The organism is Streptomyces griseus subsp. griseus, assembly GCF_000720255.1.
GTDB classification, from domain to species: Bacteria; Actinomycetota; Actinomycetes; order Streptomycetales; family Streptomycetaceae; genus Streptomyces; species Streptomyces griseus_I.
In genome coordinates this window covers 417,060-433,731 of sequence record NZ_JOJE01000005.1, presented here as the reverse complement: position 1 = coordinate 433,731, position 16,672 = coordinate 417,060, and the positions used below count along the sequence as shown (strand labels likewise).

16 protein-coding genes and 2 pseudogenes are annotated in these 16,672 nt (G+C 69.8%); 12 read left to right on the top strand and 6 right to left on the bottom strand.

The annotated features are described in order from the left end of the window. Nucleotides 1–282: 282 nt before the first annotated feature. From IG99_RS10100 to IG99_RS10065, 8 genes are all read left to right on the top strand, one after another. On the top strand, nt 283–1,641 hold the full coding sequence (locus IG99_RS10100; protein ID WP_199815478.1) for a KamA family radical SAM protein: 1,359 nt from the start codon (nt 283–285) through the stop codon (nt 1,639–1,641). Further along, nucleotides 1,638–2,495 (top strand): N-acyl homoserine lactonase family protein, encoded by an 858-nt coding sequence (locus IG99_RS10095; protein WP_199815477.1) that lies wholly within the window; start codon nt 1,638–1,640, stop codon nt 2,493–2,495. The genes IG99_RS10100 and IG99_RS10095 overlap by 4 nt, the downstream gene beginning before the upstream one ends. Continuing rightward, complete coding sequence (locus IG99_RS10090) at nt 2,492–4,384, top strand: FAD/NAD(P)-binding protein (protein ID WP_051865122.1); 1,893 nt, start codon at nt 2,492–2,494, stop codon at nt 4,382–4,384. Before IG99_RS10095 ends, IG99_RS10090 begins: the two co-directional genes overlap by 4 nt. Beyond that, complete coding sequence (locus IG99_RS10085) at nt 4,347–4,889, top strand: cupin domain-containing protein (RefSeq protein WP_051865118.1); 543 nt, start codon at nt 4,347–4,349, stop codon at nt 4,887–4,889. Before IG99_RS10090 ends, IG99_RS10085 begins: the two co-directional genes overlap by 38 nt. Before the next feature lie 34 nt (nt 4,890–4,923). Next, entirely contained in the window at nt 4,924–5,325 is a 402-nt protein-coding gene (locus tag IG99_RS10080) for a VOC family protein (RefSeq protein ID WP_158973166.1), read from the top strand. 71 nt (nt 5,326–5,396) lie between these two features. Beyond that, nucleotides 5,397–6,848 carry an MFS transporter gene (locus tag IG99_RS10075; protein WP_234311789.1) on the top strand — a complete coding sequence of 484 codons (1,452 nt, stop codon included), beginning with the start codon at nt 5,397–5,399 and terminating at the stop codon, nt 6,846–6,848. A 94-nt stretch (nt 6,849–6,942) separates the two neighbouring features. Then, nucleotides 6,943–7,317, top strand: a complete 375-nt coding sequence (locus tag IG99_RS10070) for a cupin domain-containing protein (RefSeq protein WP_037671996.1) — start codon at nt 6,943–6,945, stop codon at nt 7,315–7,317. Between the two features lie 265 nt (nt 7,318–7,582). Next, the gene (locus tag IG99_RS10065) at nt 7,583–8,440 is read left to right on the top strand and encodes a LysR family transcriptional regulator (protein WP_063768303.1); all 858 of its coding nucleotides are present in this window, start codon (nt 7,583–7,585) and stop codon (nt 8,438–8,440) included. Between the two features lie 206 nt (nt 8,441–8,646). On the opposite strand, the gene IG99_RS10060 is transcribed toward IG99_RS10065, so the two are convergent. Beyond that, nucleotides 8,647–9,855 carry a phospholipase D-like domain-containing protein gene (locus IG99_RS10060; protein ID WP_037671991.1) on the bottom strand — a complete coding sequence of 403 codons (1,209 nt, stop codon included), beginning with the start codon at nt 9,853–9,855 and terminating at the stop codon, nt 8,647–8,649. A gap of 246 nt (nt 9,856–10,101) precedes the next feature. Between IG99_RS10060 and IG99_RS10055 the strand changes: the two genes are divergently transcribed. Beyond that, complete coding sequence (locus tag IG99_RS10055) at nt 10,102–10,944, top strand: RNA polymerase sigma factor SigF (protein WP_037671990.1); 843 nt, start codon at nt 10,102–10,104, stop codon at nt 10,942–10,944. A gap of 44 nt (nt 10,945–10,988) precedes the next feature. On the opposite strand, the pseudogene IG99_RS50165 reads toward IG99_RS10055, so the two are convergent. The 3 genes and pseudogenes from IG99_RS50165 to IG99_RS10050 form a co-directional block, all read right to left on the bottom strand. Further along, nucleotides 10,989–11,096 (bottom strand): annotated as a pseudogene (locus tag IG99_RS50165) (thioesterase family protein); the annotation flags it as partial. A gap of 16 nt (nt 11,097–11,112) precedes the next feature. Further along, a pseudogene (locus IG99_RS51630) lies at nt 11,113–11,277 on the bottom strand (response regulator transcription factor); the annotation flags it as partial. Further along, nucleotides 11,274–11,906: a sensor histidine kinase gene (locus tag IG99_RS10050; RefSeq protein WP_107055871.1), complete on the bottom strand. Its 633-nt coding sequence runs from the start codon at nt 11,904–11,906 to the stop codon at nt 11,274–11,276. The gene IG99_RS10050 and the pseudogene IG99_RS51630, both read right to left, overlap by 4 nt. A 547-nt stretch (nt 11,907–12,453) precedes the next feature. Here IG99_RS10050 and IG99_RS52355 point away from each other — a divergent pair. Next, nucleotides 12,454–12,783 (top strand): AbfB domain-containing protein, encoded by a 330-nt coding sequence (locus IG99_RS52355; RefSeq protein WP_107055870.1) that lies wholly within the window; start codon nt 12,454–12,456, stop codon nt 12,781–12,783. On the opposite strand, the gene katG is transcribed toward IG99_RS52355, so the two are convergent. Together katG and IG99_RS10040 are read right to left on the bottom strand one after the other, a co-directional pair. Further along, a complete protein-coding gene (katG, locus tag IG99_RS10045; protein WP_037671988.1) occupies nt 12,690–14,909 on the bottom strand; it encodes a catalase/peroxidase HPI in 2,220 nt (739 codons plus the stop codon). The genes IG99_RS52355 and katG overlap by 94 nt on opposite strands. Before the next feature lie 54 nt (nt 14,910–14,963). Then, nucleotides 14,964–15,401 (bottom strand): Fur family transcriptional regulator, encoded by a 438-nt coding sequence (locus IG99_RS10040; protein ID WP_037671986.1) that lies wholly within the window; start codon nt 15,399–15,401, stop codon nt 14,964–14,966. Nucleotides 15,402–15,488: 87 nt separating this feature from the next. Between IG99_RS10040 and IG99_RS10035 the strand changes: the two genes are divergently transcribed. Both IG99_RS10035 and IG99_RS10030 read left to right on the top strand, forming a co-directional pair. Then, nucleotides 15,489–15,716 (top strand): hypothetical protein, encoded by a 228-nt coding sequence (locus IG99_RS10035; RefSeq protein ID WP_199815476.1) that lies wholly within the window; start codon nt 15,489–15,491, stop codon nt 15,714–15,716. A gap of 64 nt (nt 15,717–15,780) precedes the next feature. Further along, on the top strand, nt 15,781–16,518 hold the full coding sequence (locus IG99_RS10030; protein WP_107055869.1) for a hypothetical protein: 738 nt from the start codon (nt 15,781–15,783) through the stop codon (nt 16,516–16,518). Nucleotides 16,519–16,672 lie beyond the last annotated feature (154 nt).

The window sequence follows — 16,672 nt, the reverse complement described above, 5'->3', positions numbered from 1 at the left end:
ACCAAGCCATTGATGCACGCTACAAGCGATTGATGCGCCGCCTTCATTGAAGAGATTCATGCGATACGCGAATCAATGTGCGCCGGAAGCTATTTCCCCCGTCCGATTCTCCCGGGCTACGTTTCCGGTGCGGCGAACGAACGGCGCCATATGTCTGGAAACCCCCAGACCAGGCGGGTGCGGGGAAGCAGAGAAGCGCGGGAGCCCCCGCATCCGCCCTTGGCGCCGCCGTTCCCCGCAATGCCCTCCCAGCCTCTTCCAGCCCTATGACGGAGATTCGCCATGGAAATGTCCAGCCACGCCGGAAGCCAAGCGAAGTACAAGCCCTACAACCGCTCCTCCATCAAGCGCGCGCCCCAGTGGGAGCGCATTCCGCCCGAGCTGCGCGAGGCCGTGGAGGTCGTGTCCCACGTCCTGCCGTTCCGCACCAACCAGTACGTGCTCGACGAACTCATCGACTGGGACCGGATACCCGACGACCCCATCTACCGCCTCAACTTCCCGCACGAGTCGATGCTCGACCCGGACGACTACGCGACCCTGCGCGATCTGGTGCGTTCCGGCGACAAGCAGCGGCTCGCCAAGGAGATCCACGCGGCCCGGACCCGGATGAACCCGCACCCCGCCGGTCAGCTCACGGACAACGTGCCGCAGCTGGACGGTGAGGTGGTGCCCGGCATCCAGCACAAGTACCGGGAGACCGTCCTCTTCTTCCCCAGCGCCGGTCAGACCTGCCACGCCTACTGCACGTTCTGCTTCCGCTGGCCCCAGTTCGTCGGCGAGGAGGACCTGCGCTTCGCCGCCAAGGACGCCGAGGGACTGTGCGCCTACCTGCGCCGCCACCCCGAGGTCACCGACGTGTTGATCACCGGCGGCGACCCCCTGATCATGCGCACCGCCACCCTCGAGCGCTACCTCGAACCGCTCCTGGCCCCCGACTTGGCGCACGTGCGGAACATCAGGATCGGGACCAAGGCAGTCGGCTACTGGCCGCAGCGCTTCGTCAGCGACGTCGACGCCGACGACCTGCTGCGCCTGTTCGAGCGGGTCGTCGGCGCGGGCAAGCACCTCGCCCTGATGGGGCACTACAACCACCCGGCCGAGTTGCGCCCCGCCGTCGCCCACGACGCCCTGCGCCGCATCAACGGCACCGGCGCTGTGGTGCGCATGCAGTCACCCGTGCTGCGCCACATCAACGACGACCCGGCCGCCTGGCACGAGCTGTGGACCGAGGGCGTACGCCTGGGGGCCATCCCCTACTACATGTTCGTCGAGCGCGACACCGGCGCCCGCGCGTACTTCGAGCTGCCGCTGACCGAGGCGTACGACATCTTCCGCGCCGCCTACGCGAGCGTCTCCGGCCTGGCACGGACCGTGCGCGGCCCGTCGATGAGCGCCTTCCCCGGCAAGGTCATGGTCGACGGCACGCCCACGATCAGGGGCGAGAAGGTCTTCGCCCTGCAACTCCTGCAGGCCCGGCGCGGCCACCTGGTGCGCCAGCCGTTCTACGCCAGGTTCGACCCCGAGGTCACCTGGTTCGACCAGCTGGTGCCCGCCTTCGGCGATCAGAGGTTCCCCTTCGAGGAGGAGACCGCGACGGTCCCGGCCCAGGGCCGCCGGCTCGACCTGGTGGGGGCGTGAGCGCCGTGGCCGGGGACACCCCGCAGTACGAGGTACTCGCGCTGCGCTTCGGCACCCACCTCGGGCGCCCCGCGCGCGACAACTTCCTCCTGGACGAAGGCCAGTTCACCCCGGGCTCCGAGATGCCCAACGACTACTACCTCTGGGTGGTCCGCGACGACCGGCACTTTCTGCTCGTCGACACCGGATTCCCCGAGGACATGGCACGACGACGCGGGCGCACCCTGTTCCGCGACCCGGTGGAGGCGCTGAGCGACCTCGGCGTAGCCGCCGAGGACGTGCGCGACCTGGTCGTCACGCACCTGCACTACGACCACGCGGGCAACCTCGATCGATTCCCGCACGCCCGGATCCACCTCCAGGAGGAGGAGCTGAGGTTCTGCACCGGGCCCTCGATGCGCCACCACGTGGTGCGCAGGCCGTTCGAGCCGGTCAACGTGAAGACCGCGGTCCAAGCCCTCTTCGAGGACCAGCTGGTGCTGCACCGGGGCGCGGCGGAGATCATTCCCGGCGTCACCGTGCACCCGGTGCCCGGCCACACCCCGGGCTCGCAGGTGGTGCGGGTGCCCACCGCGCGCGGCTGGGTGGTGCTCGCCGGTGACGCCGCCCACCTGTGGGCCAACATCCGCCTGCGCAGCCCGTTCCCGATTCTGGAGGGTCTCACTCCGATGCTGGAGGGGTACGACACCATCGAGGCGCTGGCAGACGGGGACGACCACGTCATTCCCGGCCACGACCCTCAAGTGGCCCTGCGTTTCCCGCCCATGCCCGGCGCACCCGACTGGGCATGCCTGCACGAGCCCGCGGTCGACGGTCTGTCGGCCGCCGCCAGGACCGGCGGGGCCGCGCGATGACCGCGCTGCGCGTCGCGGTCGTGGGCGTGGGACCGCGCGGCCTGAGCGTGCTGCAGAAGATCGGCGAACTGGCCGGTGAGCTGCCCGACGGACACACGCTGGACGTCCACCTGATCGACCCGGGCGAGGGCGGCCAGGGCGCGCACCCCGCGCGCCAGCCCGCACATCTGCTCACCAACACCGTCGCCAGCCAGGTGTCGATGTTCGCCGAGGGGAGCGGACCGTCGTTCACCGAATGGGCGGCCTCCGTCGGCTACCGCGCCTTCGACACCACGTACCACCCGACCGGCGACGACAGCGGAGCACCGGTCGGCGAACACGCCTATCTGCCCAGGCGGTTGCTCGGCTCCTACCTGAGCTGGGTCTTCGACCGCACACTCCGCTCGCTGCCCGACACCGTACGGGTCGTCCAGCACCGCGACCGCGCCGTGGACGTCGAACCCGTCGGCAGCGACCGTTATGCCGTGCGCCTCGCCCGCGGCTTCACCGTCACCGTCGACTACCTGTTCCTGACCACCGGTCACTGCGAGCGCGTCCCCACCGAGGAGGACCGGGCCCATGGGGAGTTCGCCCGTGAGTACGCGGACCGCAATCCGCACCTGGCGTACTTCTCCACGCCCTACCCGGTCGACCTGCTCCAGCGCATCGCGCCCGGATCCACTGTCGCGGTGCAGGGGTTCGGCCTGACGGCCCACGACGTGATCTCCGAACTCACCGCCGGGCGCGGCGGCACCTTCCACGGCGCCGGCCCCGACACCGAGTACCGCCCCTCCGGGCGCGAGCCGCGCATCCTGTTGTTCTCCCGGCAGTGCCTGCCGTTCAGCGCGCGCGGCGTCAACCAGAAGGGCGTCACAGGCGGTCACCCGGCCCGCTTCTTCACCCCGGAGGCGGTGCGCGCACTGCGCCGCGTCCGCCCGGACGGCAGGCTCGACTTCGTTGAGGACGTCCTGCCGCTGCTGGTGAAGGAGATGGGCTACGCGTACCGCGAAGCGCAGCAGGGCCGGCCCGTGCCGCCCGAGGGGTACGAGCCGTCAGAGGACGAGCGGCGGATCGTCGGGAAGCTCCTCGACCCGCTGGCCGGAGAGGAGTTCGCCGATCAGGCCGCCTTCCGGCGCTTCTTCACCGACCATGTCTCCAACGACTTGGCGCACGCCGAACGCGGCAATCTGACCAGCCCGGTGAAGGCCGCCACCGACGTCATCCGAGACACCCGGGCCGCACTGCGTGAAGCGGTCGAGTTCGGCGGCCTGACACCTGCGTCGCACCGCGTCTTCAACACGGTGTACGTCCCGGTGATGAACCGGGTCTCCTTCGGGCCGCCCCGCCACCGCAACCACCAGCTGCTCGCCCTGCTGCGGGCCGGGGTGGTCGACCTGGCCGGCGGCCCCGGCGGACGGCTCGTACGGGATCGGGAGCAGGGCCGGTACACGGTGCGCACCGACTATCCGGGCGGTACCGAGGCCCGGCACGCCGACGCGCTGGTCGTCGCCCGGCTCGACGCGTTCCACCCCGAGCGCGACCGCTCGCCGCTGACCTCCGCACTGCTCGCGCGCGGGCTCGTCCGCCCGTACCGCAACGGCGACTTCGCGCCCGGCGGGCTCGACATCGACGAGCGGGGCCGTCCGTTCACGGCGCAGGGCACGCCGCTGCGCGGCGCCTGGGCCGTGGGCTATCTCGTCGAGGGCCCCAGGTTCTACACCCATGCGCTGCCCCGGCACGGCATCGCCTCGCAGTTCATCCGCGACGCCGACGCCGCGGTCCGCGACATGGTCACGGACGCGCACCGCCGCCCCCGGACGGCGGGTGCGAGCACCCTCACCCACACCTACGACTCCGCCCGGGAGGCAGAGCATGCCGGTACAGACCGGACGTCAGTTTCCGTACCTTGAGTTCCGCAAGCGCCACATCCAGGAGACCCCGGCGCCCGTGATCTGGCCCTGGGAGACCCTGGCCGGGGAGCTGGAGGCGGCCGAGCACTCGGAGTACGGCACGCTGACGCTGGCCGGACCCGACGGCGGCCACGAGATCGTGCCGGGCACGTCGATGACGTTCCAGTCGGTACGCCCCGGCGAGCGCACGACCCCGCACGCCCATTCCTGGTGGCACCTGTACTTCGTGCGGTCCGGGTCGGGGGTACTCGTCCTGGACGAGACGGAGGAGACCGTCGAACTGAGCGGCGGCGACGTGCTGTTGATCCCAGCCTGGTGGGCGCACCACTTCGAGAACCGGGGCACGGAGGGGGACCTTCTCCTTCTGAACATGTCGAACCTGCCCCAACAGGCTTCCCTGCACAACAAGTTCTCCCGGGAAGGGGTCGTGGTCGGCCGGAGCGACACGGAGGGCGCAGCCGCGTCCCCACCGCTCTCCCCCCACCCGCTGGTCAGCGGTGCTTAGTACGCGAAATCGATTGTTCGAAGGAGGAATGAAGATGTTCAAGCGCATCGATCACATCGGAGTGGTGGTCGACGACCTCGCCGAGGCGCGGGCGTTCCTGGAGAGCCTGGGGATGGTCCTCGAGCGTGCCCAGGAGGTCCCGGAGCGGAACGTGAAGATCGCGTTCTACCACTGTGGCGACGGCCGCATCGAGCTCATCGAGCCCACCACGCCCGAGGCACGCGAGCGCCGTCTGGGTGAGGGCAATCAGGCCCGCATGGAGCACATCGGCGTCGAGGTCGATGACGTGCCCTCGATCATGCGGGCGATTCAGGGGCTGGGCGTCGACCTGACCACGAGCGAGCCGGTTCCGGTCGGCCCGAACCTCAACGCGTGGACACAGCCCACCACTTCCCGGGGCATCCAGTTCCAGCTGGTGCAGAGGGATGCGGTGTAGAGCACGCTCGGTCGGGCGCCGCCGGACCGCGTCGCGACAGTACCTACCAGCCCCAGGCGAAGAAGAAATCCGTGAAGATCACTTTGGAGAATCGGTCGAAGGCGACCACCACGGGGTCACAAGGCCCCCGACAGCCCGGGCGGCGTGCGGGCTGGGTGCTCGCTTCCCTGCTCGGCGGCATGTTCCTCGGGAACGTGGACATCGCCGTGGTGAACGTGGCGATCCCCTCGATCCGAGACCGCCTGCACGCCTCGAGCGGCGAGCTGGAGCTCATTGTCTCCGGGTACACCCTCGCGTACGCGATGCTGCTGATCACCGGAGCCCGTCTCGGTGAGATCCGCGGCCGGCGCCGAACGTACATCGCGGGCCTCACGGTGTTCACCCTCTCCTCGCTGGCCTGCGGCCTCGCGCCGAACGGCGTCACGCTGGTGGCGGCGCGGGTGATCCAGGGCGGGGGCGCGGCGCTGATGGTCTCACAGGTCCTGACGGGCATTCAGGTCAACTTCGAGGGGGCGGCGCGACGCCGCGCACTCGGCGCGTACACCGCTGTCCTGGGCGCGAGTTCAGTCATCGGGCAGGCACTCGGTGGGGTCCTGGTCTCGGCGGACATCCTGGGGACAGGATGGCGTCCGATCTTCCTCGTCAATGTGCCGATCGGGATCGCCCTGCTCATCGCGTCGTACGTGTTCCTGCCGGCCGACGAGGATCTCGGCGGCAAGAAGCTGGACCTGAGGGGCGTGGGCCTGCTGTCCACGGCCTTGTTCCTGCTCGTTGCGCCACTGGTGCTGGGGCAGGACGCGGGCTGGCCGTGGTGGGCCTGGGCGTCGCTCGCCGTTTCGCTGCCGACGTTCGCGCTGTTCGCGAAGGTCGAGCGGGACATCGCGCGGCGCGGAGGCGAGCCGCTGATGAACGTGGCGCTGCTCGCTCGCCGCCACGTGGCCCTGGCGCTGGTGTCTCAGGCGGCCACCCGCGCGGGCTATTTCGCCCTCCTCTTCGTCCTCGCGCTCTACCTCCAGCAGGGCCTGGGCAAAAGCGCGGTGTACGCAGGGCTCTTGCCCATCGCGTGGGTGGCTACGTTCGCCCTGGTGGGCCCGATCCTGGGGCGGGCGGGCGCGCGCACGCGCCGCCTGGCGGCCCCGGTGGGCGCCCTGCTGATGGCGGTGGCCTTCGCCGGGGTGGCGGCAGGCTTGCAGACCGCGGCGTGGCTGGTGGTGCTCCTGGGGATCGGTGGCATCGGCTACGGCGCGGCGTTCAGCGGGACGCTGGCGCATCTGACGGAGTCTGTCGAGGCGGAGTACGCGCCCGACGTAAGTGGCTTGTTCAACACGACGCTCCAGGTCGGCGGAACGATGGGCGTGGCGGTCTTCGGCACGGTCTACCTCGCCTTGGCCGAAGGCACCGGCACGGCGCCGGAGGCGTTCAGCACGACGAACGCGCTGCTCGCGGCCGTGTCGGTCGCCGCCGCGGCGCTGATGCTGATCGCCGGGAGGGCGGGGGAGGGCGCGAAGACCGTGACGTCGTAGGACCGGCTCTCGCCTCCCCGGCAGCAACGAACACACCAATGGGGCTCATCGGAGCTCTCACATGACACCGAACACGAACTGAGGAGTACACATCATGGATGTCATCCGTCACCCGGGCGACGCGATCCAGGGGCCCGAGGACCGGTTCCACGGCGATGTCTGGCTGTGGCCGCGCATCGGCGCGACCGCCAACACCGAAGTGCGCAACGTCCTCTTCACTCCCGGTTCGCGCAGTGCCTGGCACCGCCACCCGGCCGGCCAGGTCCTGCACGTCACCGAGGGCGTGGGGCTCCTGGGCTTCCGCAGCGGCGAGGTGCAGGAGATCCGGGCCGGGGACACAGTCGTCTGCCACCCGGGCGAGGAGCACTGGCACGGTGCCGGTCCGGGGACCTTCATGACGCACATCGCTGTCACCGACGGCCCGACGCAGTGGAAGGAGCATGTCACGCAGGAGGAGTACCAGGGCTGAGCCCGAAACGCGATACGCGTACGTCGGGGGGCCCGGACTCGATGTCCGGGTCCTGTCCGGGTCGAGGTGGCGGTTTGACTGTGATCTGAGCAACGTCAGGGGGTGAGGGAGACCCTGTCGGGATTCATGTCATGAGTGTCGCCGAAGGCAGTCAACTGCCGGTCGTGTGGGGATGGTTGAAGGGAAGTGAACAAGGTCCGAAGGAAGTCCGCCGCGCCTTCCGAGTGGGGCCGGTTCTTTGACGCCTGCTCATATGGTGTCGGATATGGGTATCGAGCTGCACCATCTGCGCGGGTTCCTGGCGGTGGCAGAGGAAAGGCACTTCACCCGTGCGGCAAAGCGAATGGACGTGTCCCAGCCGACGCTGAGTCGCACCATGCGACGTCTGGAAGACGGGCTGGGCAGACGCCTGCTCGAACGAACGACGCGACAGGTGACGCTCACCTCGGACGGTGAGGCGCTCTACGAACAGTTGAGCGTCCTCATGCCGAGGTTGGAGGCGGTGCTGTGGCCCGAAGAGGAGGACGAGGCGTTCCGGGTGGGCTTCGCATGGGGTTTCCCGTCCCCTTGGCCTCAGGTGGCGATCGCGCGCTTCGAGGCGGAGACGGGCCTGTCGGTCAGCGTGCAACGCCATGACGCGAAGCTCGGCGGTGTGGACCGGGGGTATGCCGACGTCGCGGTGCTGCGCGGGCGCGTAGCGGCGCCGCCGGGCATGCAGTCGACGACGTTGTTACACGAGCGCAGGATCGTGGCCGTATCGACGCGTTCGGAGCTTGCCGGGCGGGAGGAGATGAGTTGGCAGGAGATCGCCGACCACCATCTGGTCCTGAACGAGGTGAGCGGGACGACGAATCTGGACGACTGGCCGGCGGGCCGACGGCCTGATGTGGCGGTGGTGTGCCGCAACTTCGATGAATGGCTGGAGGCGGTGGCGGCGAACAAGGGGCTCGGGGTCGTACCGGAGTTCGTGGGCCGCCAGCATATTCATACGTTTGTCTCGTTCTTGGAGATCCCGGACGCCCCGATGGTGCCATTGCAATTGGTGTACCCGGAGCACGGGGGGCATCCGAAGGTGGGGCGGTTCGTGGAGATGGCTCAGGAAGCGGTGGAGCACAGGGTTTAGGGCGTGTCTGGCGGGTCGGTGATCTCCCGTTCGACCCCACTGTCATGCCGTACGGCATGGGAATCGGCGTGCCGGCCGCCGTCCGAGCCGTTTCTGCGGGTCGCCGGGACAATGCACCGCTCCTTCGCGGCGGACGACTTGCGGCGACGAGGCCGCGCTGGAGCCAGAGCAGTGCCTGCGGCTCGCCGACAGGGACGGACGTGCGCTCACAGGAAGCGCCGGAACGGGGTCACCGCCGCTTCCTTGGTGCGCTGGAGCAGCGCTCGGCGTCTCCACCGGCCTAGGCCGATCTCGACGCTGTGTTCCAGGTCCGCGTCGTAGTCGCGGTCGAGCGCGGCGGTGAACGTCTCGTCGAGGACGGCGAGCATGACCTCTTCGTCGTGGTCCATGGATCTGCGGTTGAAGTTGCTGGATCCGATGAGGGCGGCGACCGAGTCCACTGTGATGATCTTGGCGTGCATCATCGTCGGCTGGTACTGCCGGATGTGGACCCCTGCTTCGAGCAGCCGTGTGTAGTGCTGCTGGCCGGCGAGCCGGCAGGCACGTTGGTCGGTATGGGGGCCCGGGAGCAGGATCTCGACCCGCACGCCGCGGCGGGCGGTCCGGCACAGCAGGTCGACGAAGTAGGCGTCGGGTGCGAAGTAGGCGGTGGCGAGGCGGAAGCGCTTCTCGGCGGAGGTGAGCATGACCCGGACGAGGGTCTGCATGTCCTGCCAGCCGATGCTGGCGGAGCCCCGCACCACCTGAACAATGGACGAGCCGGTCTGGTGGTGCTCGGTGAAGCGGTCGCGGTGGTCGAAGAGTTCGTCGTGGCACTCGGCCCAGTTCTGCGCGAACGCGGCGGCGATGCCGTCCACGGCCGGGCCTCGCACCTGGACGTGGGTGTCTCGCCACTCGCCGGGGTTCCGGGCGTTGCCGCACCATTCCTCCGCGATGCCGACGCCGCCGGTGAACGCGATGTGCTCGTCGACGATGAGAGCCTTGCGGTGGCAGCGGTGGTTCTGTTTGAGCGGCGACAGCCAGACAGGCTTGCGGAACCAGGCCACTTGCACACCTGCGACGTCCATGAGGTCCAGCAGTCGCTGTTCGATCCGCTTGGCGCCGAATCCGTCGAGCAGCAGCCGTACCCGCACCCCCGCGCGGGCCCGGTCGGCGAGAGCGGCGGCGAAGTCGCGGGCGATCTGACCGCGCCAGTAGACGAACGTCATCATGTCGATGGTGTGCTGGGCGGAACGGATCACGCCGAGCATCGCGGGGAAGATCTCGTCGCCGTTGCGCAGGGGCGCGAGTTCATTGCCTTCGGTGGCTGCCACGCCTATCAGCCGCTCGAGGCGGCGGCGCAGGAGTTGCTTGCGGGCATCCGTGTCGGGTGCTACACCACGAGCAGCGGGCGCGGGTTCGCCGTCGAGGATCACGCCGTATCTCCCGTTGAACCAAGAGGACAGATCGTTGCGGGCCGCCGGACGAGCCCGAGAAAGCAGATGCCCGGCACCCACCGCCTCACTCCCGGCGTCGAAGCCGCACCCCGGTGACGGCCGCACGCTCCGATGCCGCCAAGAAGACTTCGGAAGCCCAGGCATGCGTGCCTCGGCTCGGGGTAGGCGGGCGGACGTCGGTGCGAACCGACCGGGACCAGGCTGATCAATGGGGAGGGACGCGTCATGGCGACGGCGACGATGCAGACTGCTGGGCAGACGGTGGACGTACCGGAGATCGCTGAGCCCTCCCGGGTCGCTCCCAAGGACGCGCGGGAGTTGTCGAAGCTGTTCTTCGATCAGCTGGCGGTGCTGGAGGAGGGCACGCGCGAGTACCAGAGTGCCCGGAACACGCTGATCGAGATGAACATGTCCCTGGTGCGCTACGCGGCCGGCCGGTTCCGCAGCCGTGGGCCGGAGGAGATGGAGGACATCGTCCAGGTCGGCATGATCGGCCTCATCAAGGCGATCGACCGCTTCGAGTTGTCCCGCGAGGTGGAGTTCACCTCCTTCGCCGTCCCCTACATCGTGGGTGAGATCAAGCGGTTCTTCCGTGACACGTCCTGGGCCGTGCACGTGCCCCGGCGGCTGCAGGAGGCCCGGGTCCAACTGGCCCGCGCCACCGAGGAACTGCGCAGCCGACTGGGCCGGACACCGACCACCAGGGAACTCGCCGAGCTGATGAGCCTGCCCGAGGACGAGGTCGTCGAGGCCAGGCTCGCCTCCAACGGCTACACGTCCGCCTCGCTGGACGCCGCCATAGGTGGCAGCGAGGACGGCGAGGCCGTGCTGCAGGACTTCATCGGTGACGAGGACGCGGCCCTCGGCCTGGTCGAGGATTTCCATGCCCTCGCACCGCTGCTCGCCGAGCTCGACGAACGGGACCGCAAGATCATTCATTGGCGGTTCGTCGAGGAACTCACCCAGGCCCAGATCGGCGAACGCCTCGGTGTCTCCCAGATGCACGTGTCCCGCCTGATCACACGCCTTCTGACCCGCCTGCGCGAAGGCATGCTCAGCGTCCAGTGAACCGCTGCTCCGCCCGTGCTCGCCGCTCGAGGTGAGCGCCGTCCTCACGCGCCCGGCAGCGGGCGGACCGTGAGGATCTGCTGGGCGTGGCCGACCGGGCCGTCGACGTCGTGCAGGACCGTGCTGGTGAGTCCCTGTCCGGAGGGGCCGAAGGCTGCCGGGCATCCGTACGTCCATCAGGACCACGTCCGGGCGCAGATCGGCGGCCATACGGACCGCTTCGCTGCCGTTGGTGGCCTCCCCGGCGAAGGTCATGTCGGGCTGGGCCTCCAGCAGCATGCGGAAGCCGAGGCGTTGCAAAGCCTGGTCGTCGACGATGAGGACGGTGGTCATGCCGGGTTCTCCGGGTGCGTGGTGGGGACGGGGACGAGACGTGCGCGGACGCTCCAGCCGCCGCGCGGGTTGGGGCCGGAGGTGACCTCGCCCTGGTAGAGGGCGGCGCGTTCGCGCATGCCGACGAGACCCTTGCCGGTGCCGCGGGCACGCGTGCCGCGGGGCGGACCGGTGTCGTCGACAGTGACGCGTACGGCCTCGGCGTCAGTGGTGAGGGTGATGGTGACGGTGGTGTCGAGAGCCGCGTGCTTGAGGGTGTTGGTGAGGGCTTCCTGCACGATGCGGTAGACGGCGAGTTGGAGGCCCCGGGAGAGCCCGGTCAGGTCGCCCTGGGTGTCCAGGGTGGCGGTCGGGCCGGCCGCCCGGAACCGTTCCAGCAGGGAGTCGAGGTCGGCGAGTCCCGGCTGCGGGGCGAGCGGGGCGTCGCCGCGCGGGGTGTCCTCGGCCTCGGCCCCGATGACGGCGAGCAGCCGGCGCAGCTCGCCGAGGGCGTCGCGGCCGCTGTCGGCGATGATGCGCAGCGTGTTCGTGCCGTGCTGGGGCTTGGTCTCGGACAGGGCGGCGGCACCGTCGGCGAGGCCGACGATGACGGCGAGGGTGTGGCCCCCCTCCCCGATGAAGTGGGTCATCAGCCGGCTCGGGTCGGCGGCCCGACCACGTCCTGCACCGGGCGACGAACGCGCCCCTGAACGGCGTACTGAAGCACCGCATCGACTACGCCCGCACCACCGACTTCCGCGCCGTCACCACCCCGCAGCCCTACCTCGACCGCCCCGGCCCCAGGGCATCATCGACACGCAGATCGTCGAGGAGCCGCCGGGAGTCGGCGCGTACCACCACGTCCGGGCCTCCGACGACGGCCAGACGGCATCGGCCTCACCGGCTCGCAGGTGGAGGGGCCGATGTGGATGAAATTCCGCCTGGACCGGTACGCCGCCGGGAAGGGGCTACATGCCGGTCCTGACGACCGATCCGTCCAGCTCGGCCGAGTACCGGCTACCGGCTACCGGCTCCCGGCGTCGGGCGTCTACGCCATGGGCGGGACCACCGAGCGCCACGGCGCGATCCTCAACCTGACGGCCGCCGAGGAGAGCCGCGTCCTGGCCCGCCGGCCCAGCACGGCGGTCAACCGGCTCCGGTCGTTCAACTACCAGGACCGGTACGTACGCCACTTCGATTCGCCGGCTCGCCGATTCGAATTGGTCGTCCTTCCAGTCGTACAACCACCCCGACCGCTACGTCCGGCACTACGCCTTCCAGTTGAAGCTCGACCCGATCACCACCGCGACGGGACGCGGCGACGCCACCTGCCGTGTGACGATCCGACCCGGCCGGGAGATCCGCAGCACAACGCCCCGGTCGTCCGGTGGAAGCCGGACGGCCGGGGCGTCGACGCAATCAGCCGACCTGGATCAGACCAGGTCGAAGCGGTCCAGGTTGGAGACCTTGACCCAGGCGGCGACGAAGTCCTTCACGAACTTCTCCTTCGCGTCGTCGCTCGCGTAGACCTCCGCGAGGGCGCGCAGCTCGGAGTTGGAGCCGAAGACGAGGTCCGCGCGGGTGCCGGTCCACTTGACCTGGCCCGAGGCGTCGCGGCCCTCGAAGGTCGTCTGGTCCGCCGAGGTGGACTTCCACGTCGTGCCCAGGTCGAGCAGGTTGACGAAGAAGTCGTTGGTCAGCTTGCCCGGGGTGTCGGTGAAGACTCCGTGCGACGAGCCGCCCTGGTTGGCGCCGAGGACGCGCAGGCCGCCGACGAGGACGGTCAGCTCGGGGGCGCTGAGGGTGAGCAGGTTGGCGCGGTCGAGCAGCAGGTACTCGGCCGGCAGGCGGTTGCCCTTGCCGACGTAGTTGCGGAAGCCGTCCGAGGTCGGCTCCAGCGCGGCGAAGGACTCCACGTCGGTGTGCTCGTCGGTCGCGTCCACACGGCCCGGCGTGAAGGGGACCTCCACGTCGAAGCCGGCGTCCTTGGCGGCCTTCTCGACCGCGGCGGCACCGCCGAGGACGATCAGGTCGGCCAGGGAGACCTTCTTGGCGGCACCGGAGTTGAAGTCGGCCTGGACGCCCTCGAGGACGCGCAGGATGTGGGTGAGCTCGTCCGGGTTGTTGACCTCCCAGTCGCGCTGCGGCTGCAGGCGGATGCGGGCGCCGTTGGCACCGCCGCGCTTGTCGCTGCCGCGGAACGTCGAGGCTGATGCCCACGCGGTGGACACGAGCTGCGAGACCGTGAGGCCCGACTCGAGGAGCTTGGCCTTCAGGGCCGCGATGTCACCGGCGCCGATGACCTCGCCCGTGGCCTCCGGCAGCGGGTCCTGCCACAGCAGCGTCTCCGCCGGGACCTCCGGGCCGAGGTACAGCGACTTCGGGCCCAGGTCACGGTGGGTCAGCTTGTACCAGGCGCGGGCGAAGGCGTCCGCGAACTGGTCCGGGTTCTCGTGGAAGCGCTTCGAGATCTCACCGTAGATCGGGTCGAAGCGCAGCGAGAGGTCGGTGGTGAGCATCGTGGGCAGACGCTTCTTCGACGGGTCGTGGGCGTCGGGGATGATCGCCTGGGCGTCCTTGGCCACCCACTGGTTGGCGCCGGCGGGGCTCTGCGTGAGCTCCCACTCGTAGCCGAAGAGGATGTCGAAGAAGTCGTTGCTCCACTGGGTGGGCTTGGTGGTCCAGGTGACCTCGAGACCGGAGGTGATGGCGTCGCCGCCCTTGCCGGTGCCGTAGGTGGACTTCCAGCCCAGGCCCTGCTCCTCCATGGAGGCGGCCTCGGGGTCGTTGCCGACCGCGTCGGCCGGGCCGGCGCCGTGGGTCTTGCCGAAGGTGTGACCACCGGCGATCAGGGCGACGGTCTCCTCGTCGTTCATCGCCATGCGGCGGAACGTCTCGCGGATGTCGCGGGCCGCGGCCAGCGGGTCCGGGTTTCCGTTGGGGCCCTCGGGGTTGACGTAGATGAGGCCCATCTGGACGGCGCCGAGCGGGTTCTCCAGCTCACGGTCGCCGGTGTAGCGCTGGTCGTCGAGCCAGGTGGTCTCGGGACCCCAGTACACGTCCTCGTCGGCCTCCCAGACGTCGGCGCGGCCGCCGCCGAAGCCGAAGGTCTCGAAGCCCATCGTCTCCAGGGCGACGTTGCCCGTGAGGATCATGAGGTCGGCCCAGGAGATGGACTGGCCGTACTTCTTCTTGACGGGCCACAGCAGACGGCGGGCCTTGTCCAGGTTGCCGTTGTCCGGCCAGCTGTTCAGCGGCGCGAAGCGCTGCTGTCCGCGGCCGCCACCGCCGCGGCCGTCGCTGATGCGGTAGGTACCGGCGCTGTGCCAGGCCATACGGACCATCAGCGGGCCGTAGTTGCCGAAGTCGGCGGGCCACCAGTCCTGCGAGGTGGTCAGTACCTCGGCGATGTCCCGTTTCACGGCCGCCAGGTCGAGGGCCTGGAACGCCTCGGCGTAGTCGAACTCCTCGCCGAGCGGGTTCGCGACGACAGGGTCCTTGGCGAGGATCTTCAGGTTCAGTCGCTCCGGCCACCACTGACGGTTGCCGCCGCCCTGAGTCGGGTGCGGGGCGCGCCCGTGCGCGACCGGGCAGCCGCCGCTCGTCTCCTCCGGCTTCGAGTCGGTGACGATCGCGTCGTGGTTTTCAGTCATGGAAATCCTTCCGAACTGGGTGGATCGCGGTGCTCACTGGATGGATCGCGGTGCTCAGGAACTGCGGGCGGTGGAACAGTCGGGGCACAGGCCCCAGTAGATGACCTCGGCCTCGTCGATAGCGAAGCCGCGGTCGTCGGAGGCGGTCAGGCAGGGCGCGTGGCCGACCGCGCAGTCGACGTCGGCGACGGAGCCGCACGAACGGCACACGAGGTGGTGATGGTTGTCCCCGACCCGGCCCTCGAACAGGGCAGGGCTGCCGGGCGGTTCTATACGGCGCACGAGTCCCGCCGTGGTGAGCGCGTGCAGCGCCTCGTACACGGCTTGCAGGGAGATGTGGCCCACACGGTCGCGCACACCGGCGGCGACCGCCTCGACACCGAGGTGGTCACCCGCCCGGACGGTCTCGAGCAGCGCGACCCGGGCTGCCGTCACCCGCAGGCCGGCACCACGCAGCTCCTCGGCGGTGGTTGGTGGCTGGGGTGAAGTCATGGCGCCGAATCTACCTCCTTAAACACGAACGATTCAAGAGAACGAACGATTTAAGTCTAATGGCGTGTCGGGAAACGAGCCGTGGCCGTGGCTGTGGCTGTGGCTGTGGCTGTGGCCGTGGTCGTGGCTGTGGCCGTGGTCGTGGCCGTGGCTGTGGCCGTGGCTGTGGTCGTGGTCGTGGCTGTGGCCGTGGTCCCGGTCGTGGTGGTGGTCGTGGTCGGGCACAGCGCCGTCTTCGACGCGAAGTGGTTGCAGGACGAGTCGAACCCGACGCCCGCGCGCTCAGCGATGTGCGGACGCCTGACATCGCGCTGAGAACAGCGGGCGTGAATTCCGTACTCAGACATGGATCGACGCCCGGATGCGAGGATGAGGCGCGATGACGACAGGGTGGGGCGCACGCACACTACGGGCCGCGGTGTTCGCGGCTGTCTGTGTGCTGCTCGCCGCCCTGGGGCACGTCATGATGTCCGGCGTCCACGTCCCCTGGTGGACACTGGCCGCCGGGCTCGGCGCGACCGGTGCGGTGGGATGGGGCCTGGCCGGGCGGGAACGCGGGCTGCCGCTGATCGTCTCGGCCGTGGTCGCCGCCCAGACGGCCCTGCACACGGGCTTCTCCCTGGCCCAGCCCGGCACGGGCGCGGTGCGGACGGGTTCCCTGGACATGGCGCACATGGCGCACATGGGGGCCATGTCCCACCCGGGGCAGACAGACGTGGGGCCCATGGCGTACACGGAACCGATGGGCCAAATGGGCCACATGACCCCCCTGCACTCCCCGGGATCGCTGGACTCCCTGGACTTCATGGACCCCTTGGGCGTCATGGCCAGGCTGGGCGAGGGCTCCTCCTCCCTCGGCATGCTCGGCGCGCACCTGCTGGCCGCGCTGCTGTGCGGACTGTGGCTGGCGTGCGGGGAGCGGGCCGCGTTCCGCATCCTGCGGGCGGTCGCCGGACGGCTCGCCGCGCCGCTACGACTGCTGCTCGCGCTGCCCGAGCCGACGCACCGCCCCCGCCCGCCGGCCCGCCGACGCCGCTCCGCGCGCGCCCCGCGGCTGCTTCTCCTCGTCCACTCGATCATCTCCCGGGGTCCCCCGGTGGGAGGCGCTGTCGCCTGACGACAGCTCGCGCCCCGAGACCGCCCCTGTGCGGCCTCGGGTCCCGGCCGTACGCCCACCACGACGTCGTACGGCCGCCTCCCACTCACCGGACCACGCACCGTCGCGCCCTTCACGCCGACCGGCCGGGGTCCGGGACGACCCGAGAAGGACA

Bases quoted from the DNA above. Each gene is read 5' to 3' on its own strand.
- IG99_RS10080 (WP_158973166.1), top strand. From the start codon at position 4,924: ATGTTCAAGCGCATCGATCACATCGGAGTGGTGGTCGACGACCTCGCC.
- katG (WP_037671988.1), bottom strand. From the start codon at position 14,909: ATGACTGAAAACCACGACGCGATCGTCACCGACTCGAAGCCGGAGGAG.
- IG99_RS10100 (WP_199815478.1), top strand. From the start codon at position 283: ATGGAAATGTCCAGCCACGCCGGAAGCCAAGCGAAGTACAAGCCCTAC.
- IG99_RS10070 (WP_037671996.1), top strand. From the start codon at position 6,943: ATGGATGTCATCCGTCACCCGGGCGACGCGATCCAGGGGCCCGAGGAC.
- IG99_RS10065 (WP_063768303.1), top strand. From the start codon at position 7,583: ATGGGTATCGAGCTGCACCATCTGCGCGGGTTCCTGGCGGTGGCAGAG.
- IG99_RS10040 (WP_037671986.1), bottom strand. From the start codon at position 15,401: ATGACTTCACCCCAGCCACCAACCACCGCCGAGGAGCTGCGTGGTGCC.
- IG99_RS10085 (WP_051865118.1), top strand. From the start codon at position 4,347: ATGCCGGTACAGACCGGACGTCAGTTTCCGTACCTTGAGTTCCGCAAG.
- IG99_RS10050 (WP_107055871.1), bottom strand. From the start codon at position 11,906: ATGACCCACTTCATCGGGGAGGGGGGCCACACCCTCGCCGTCATCGTC.
- IG99_RS10055 (WP_037671990.1), top strand. From the start codon at position 10,102: ATGGCGACGGCGACGATGCAGACTGCTGGGCAGACGGTGGACGTACCG.
- IG99_RS10090 (WP_051865122.1), top strand. From the start codon at position 2,492: ATGACCGCGCTGCGCGTCGCGGTCGTGGGCGTGGGACCGCGCGGCCTG.
- IG99_RS10030 (WP_107055869.1), top strand. From the start codon at position 15,781: ATGACGACAGGGTGGGGCGCACGCACACTACGGGCCGCGGTGTTCGCG.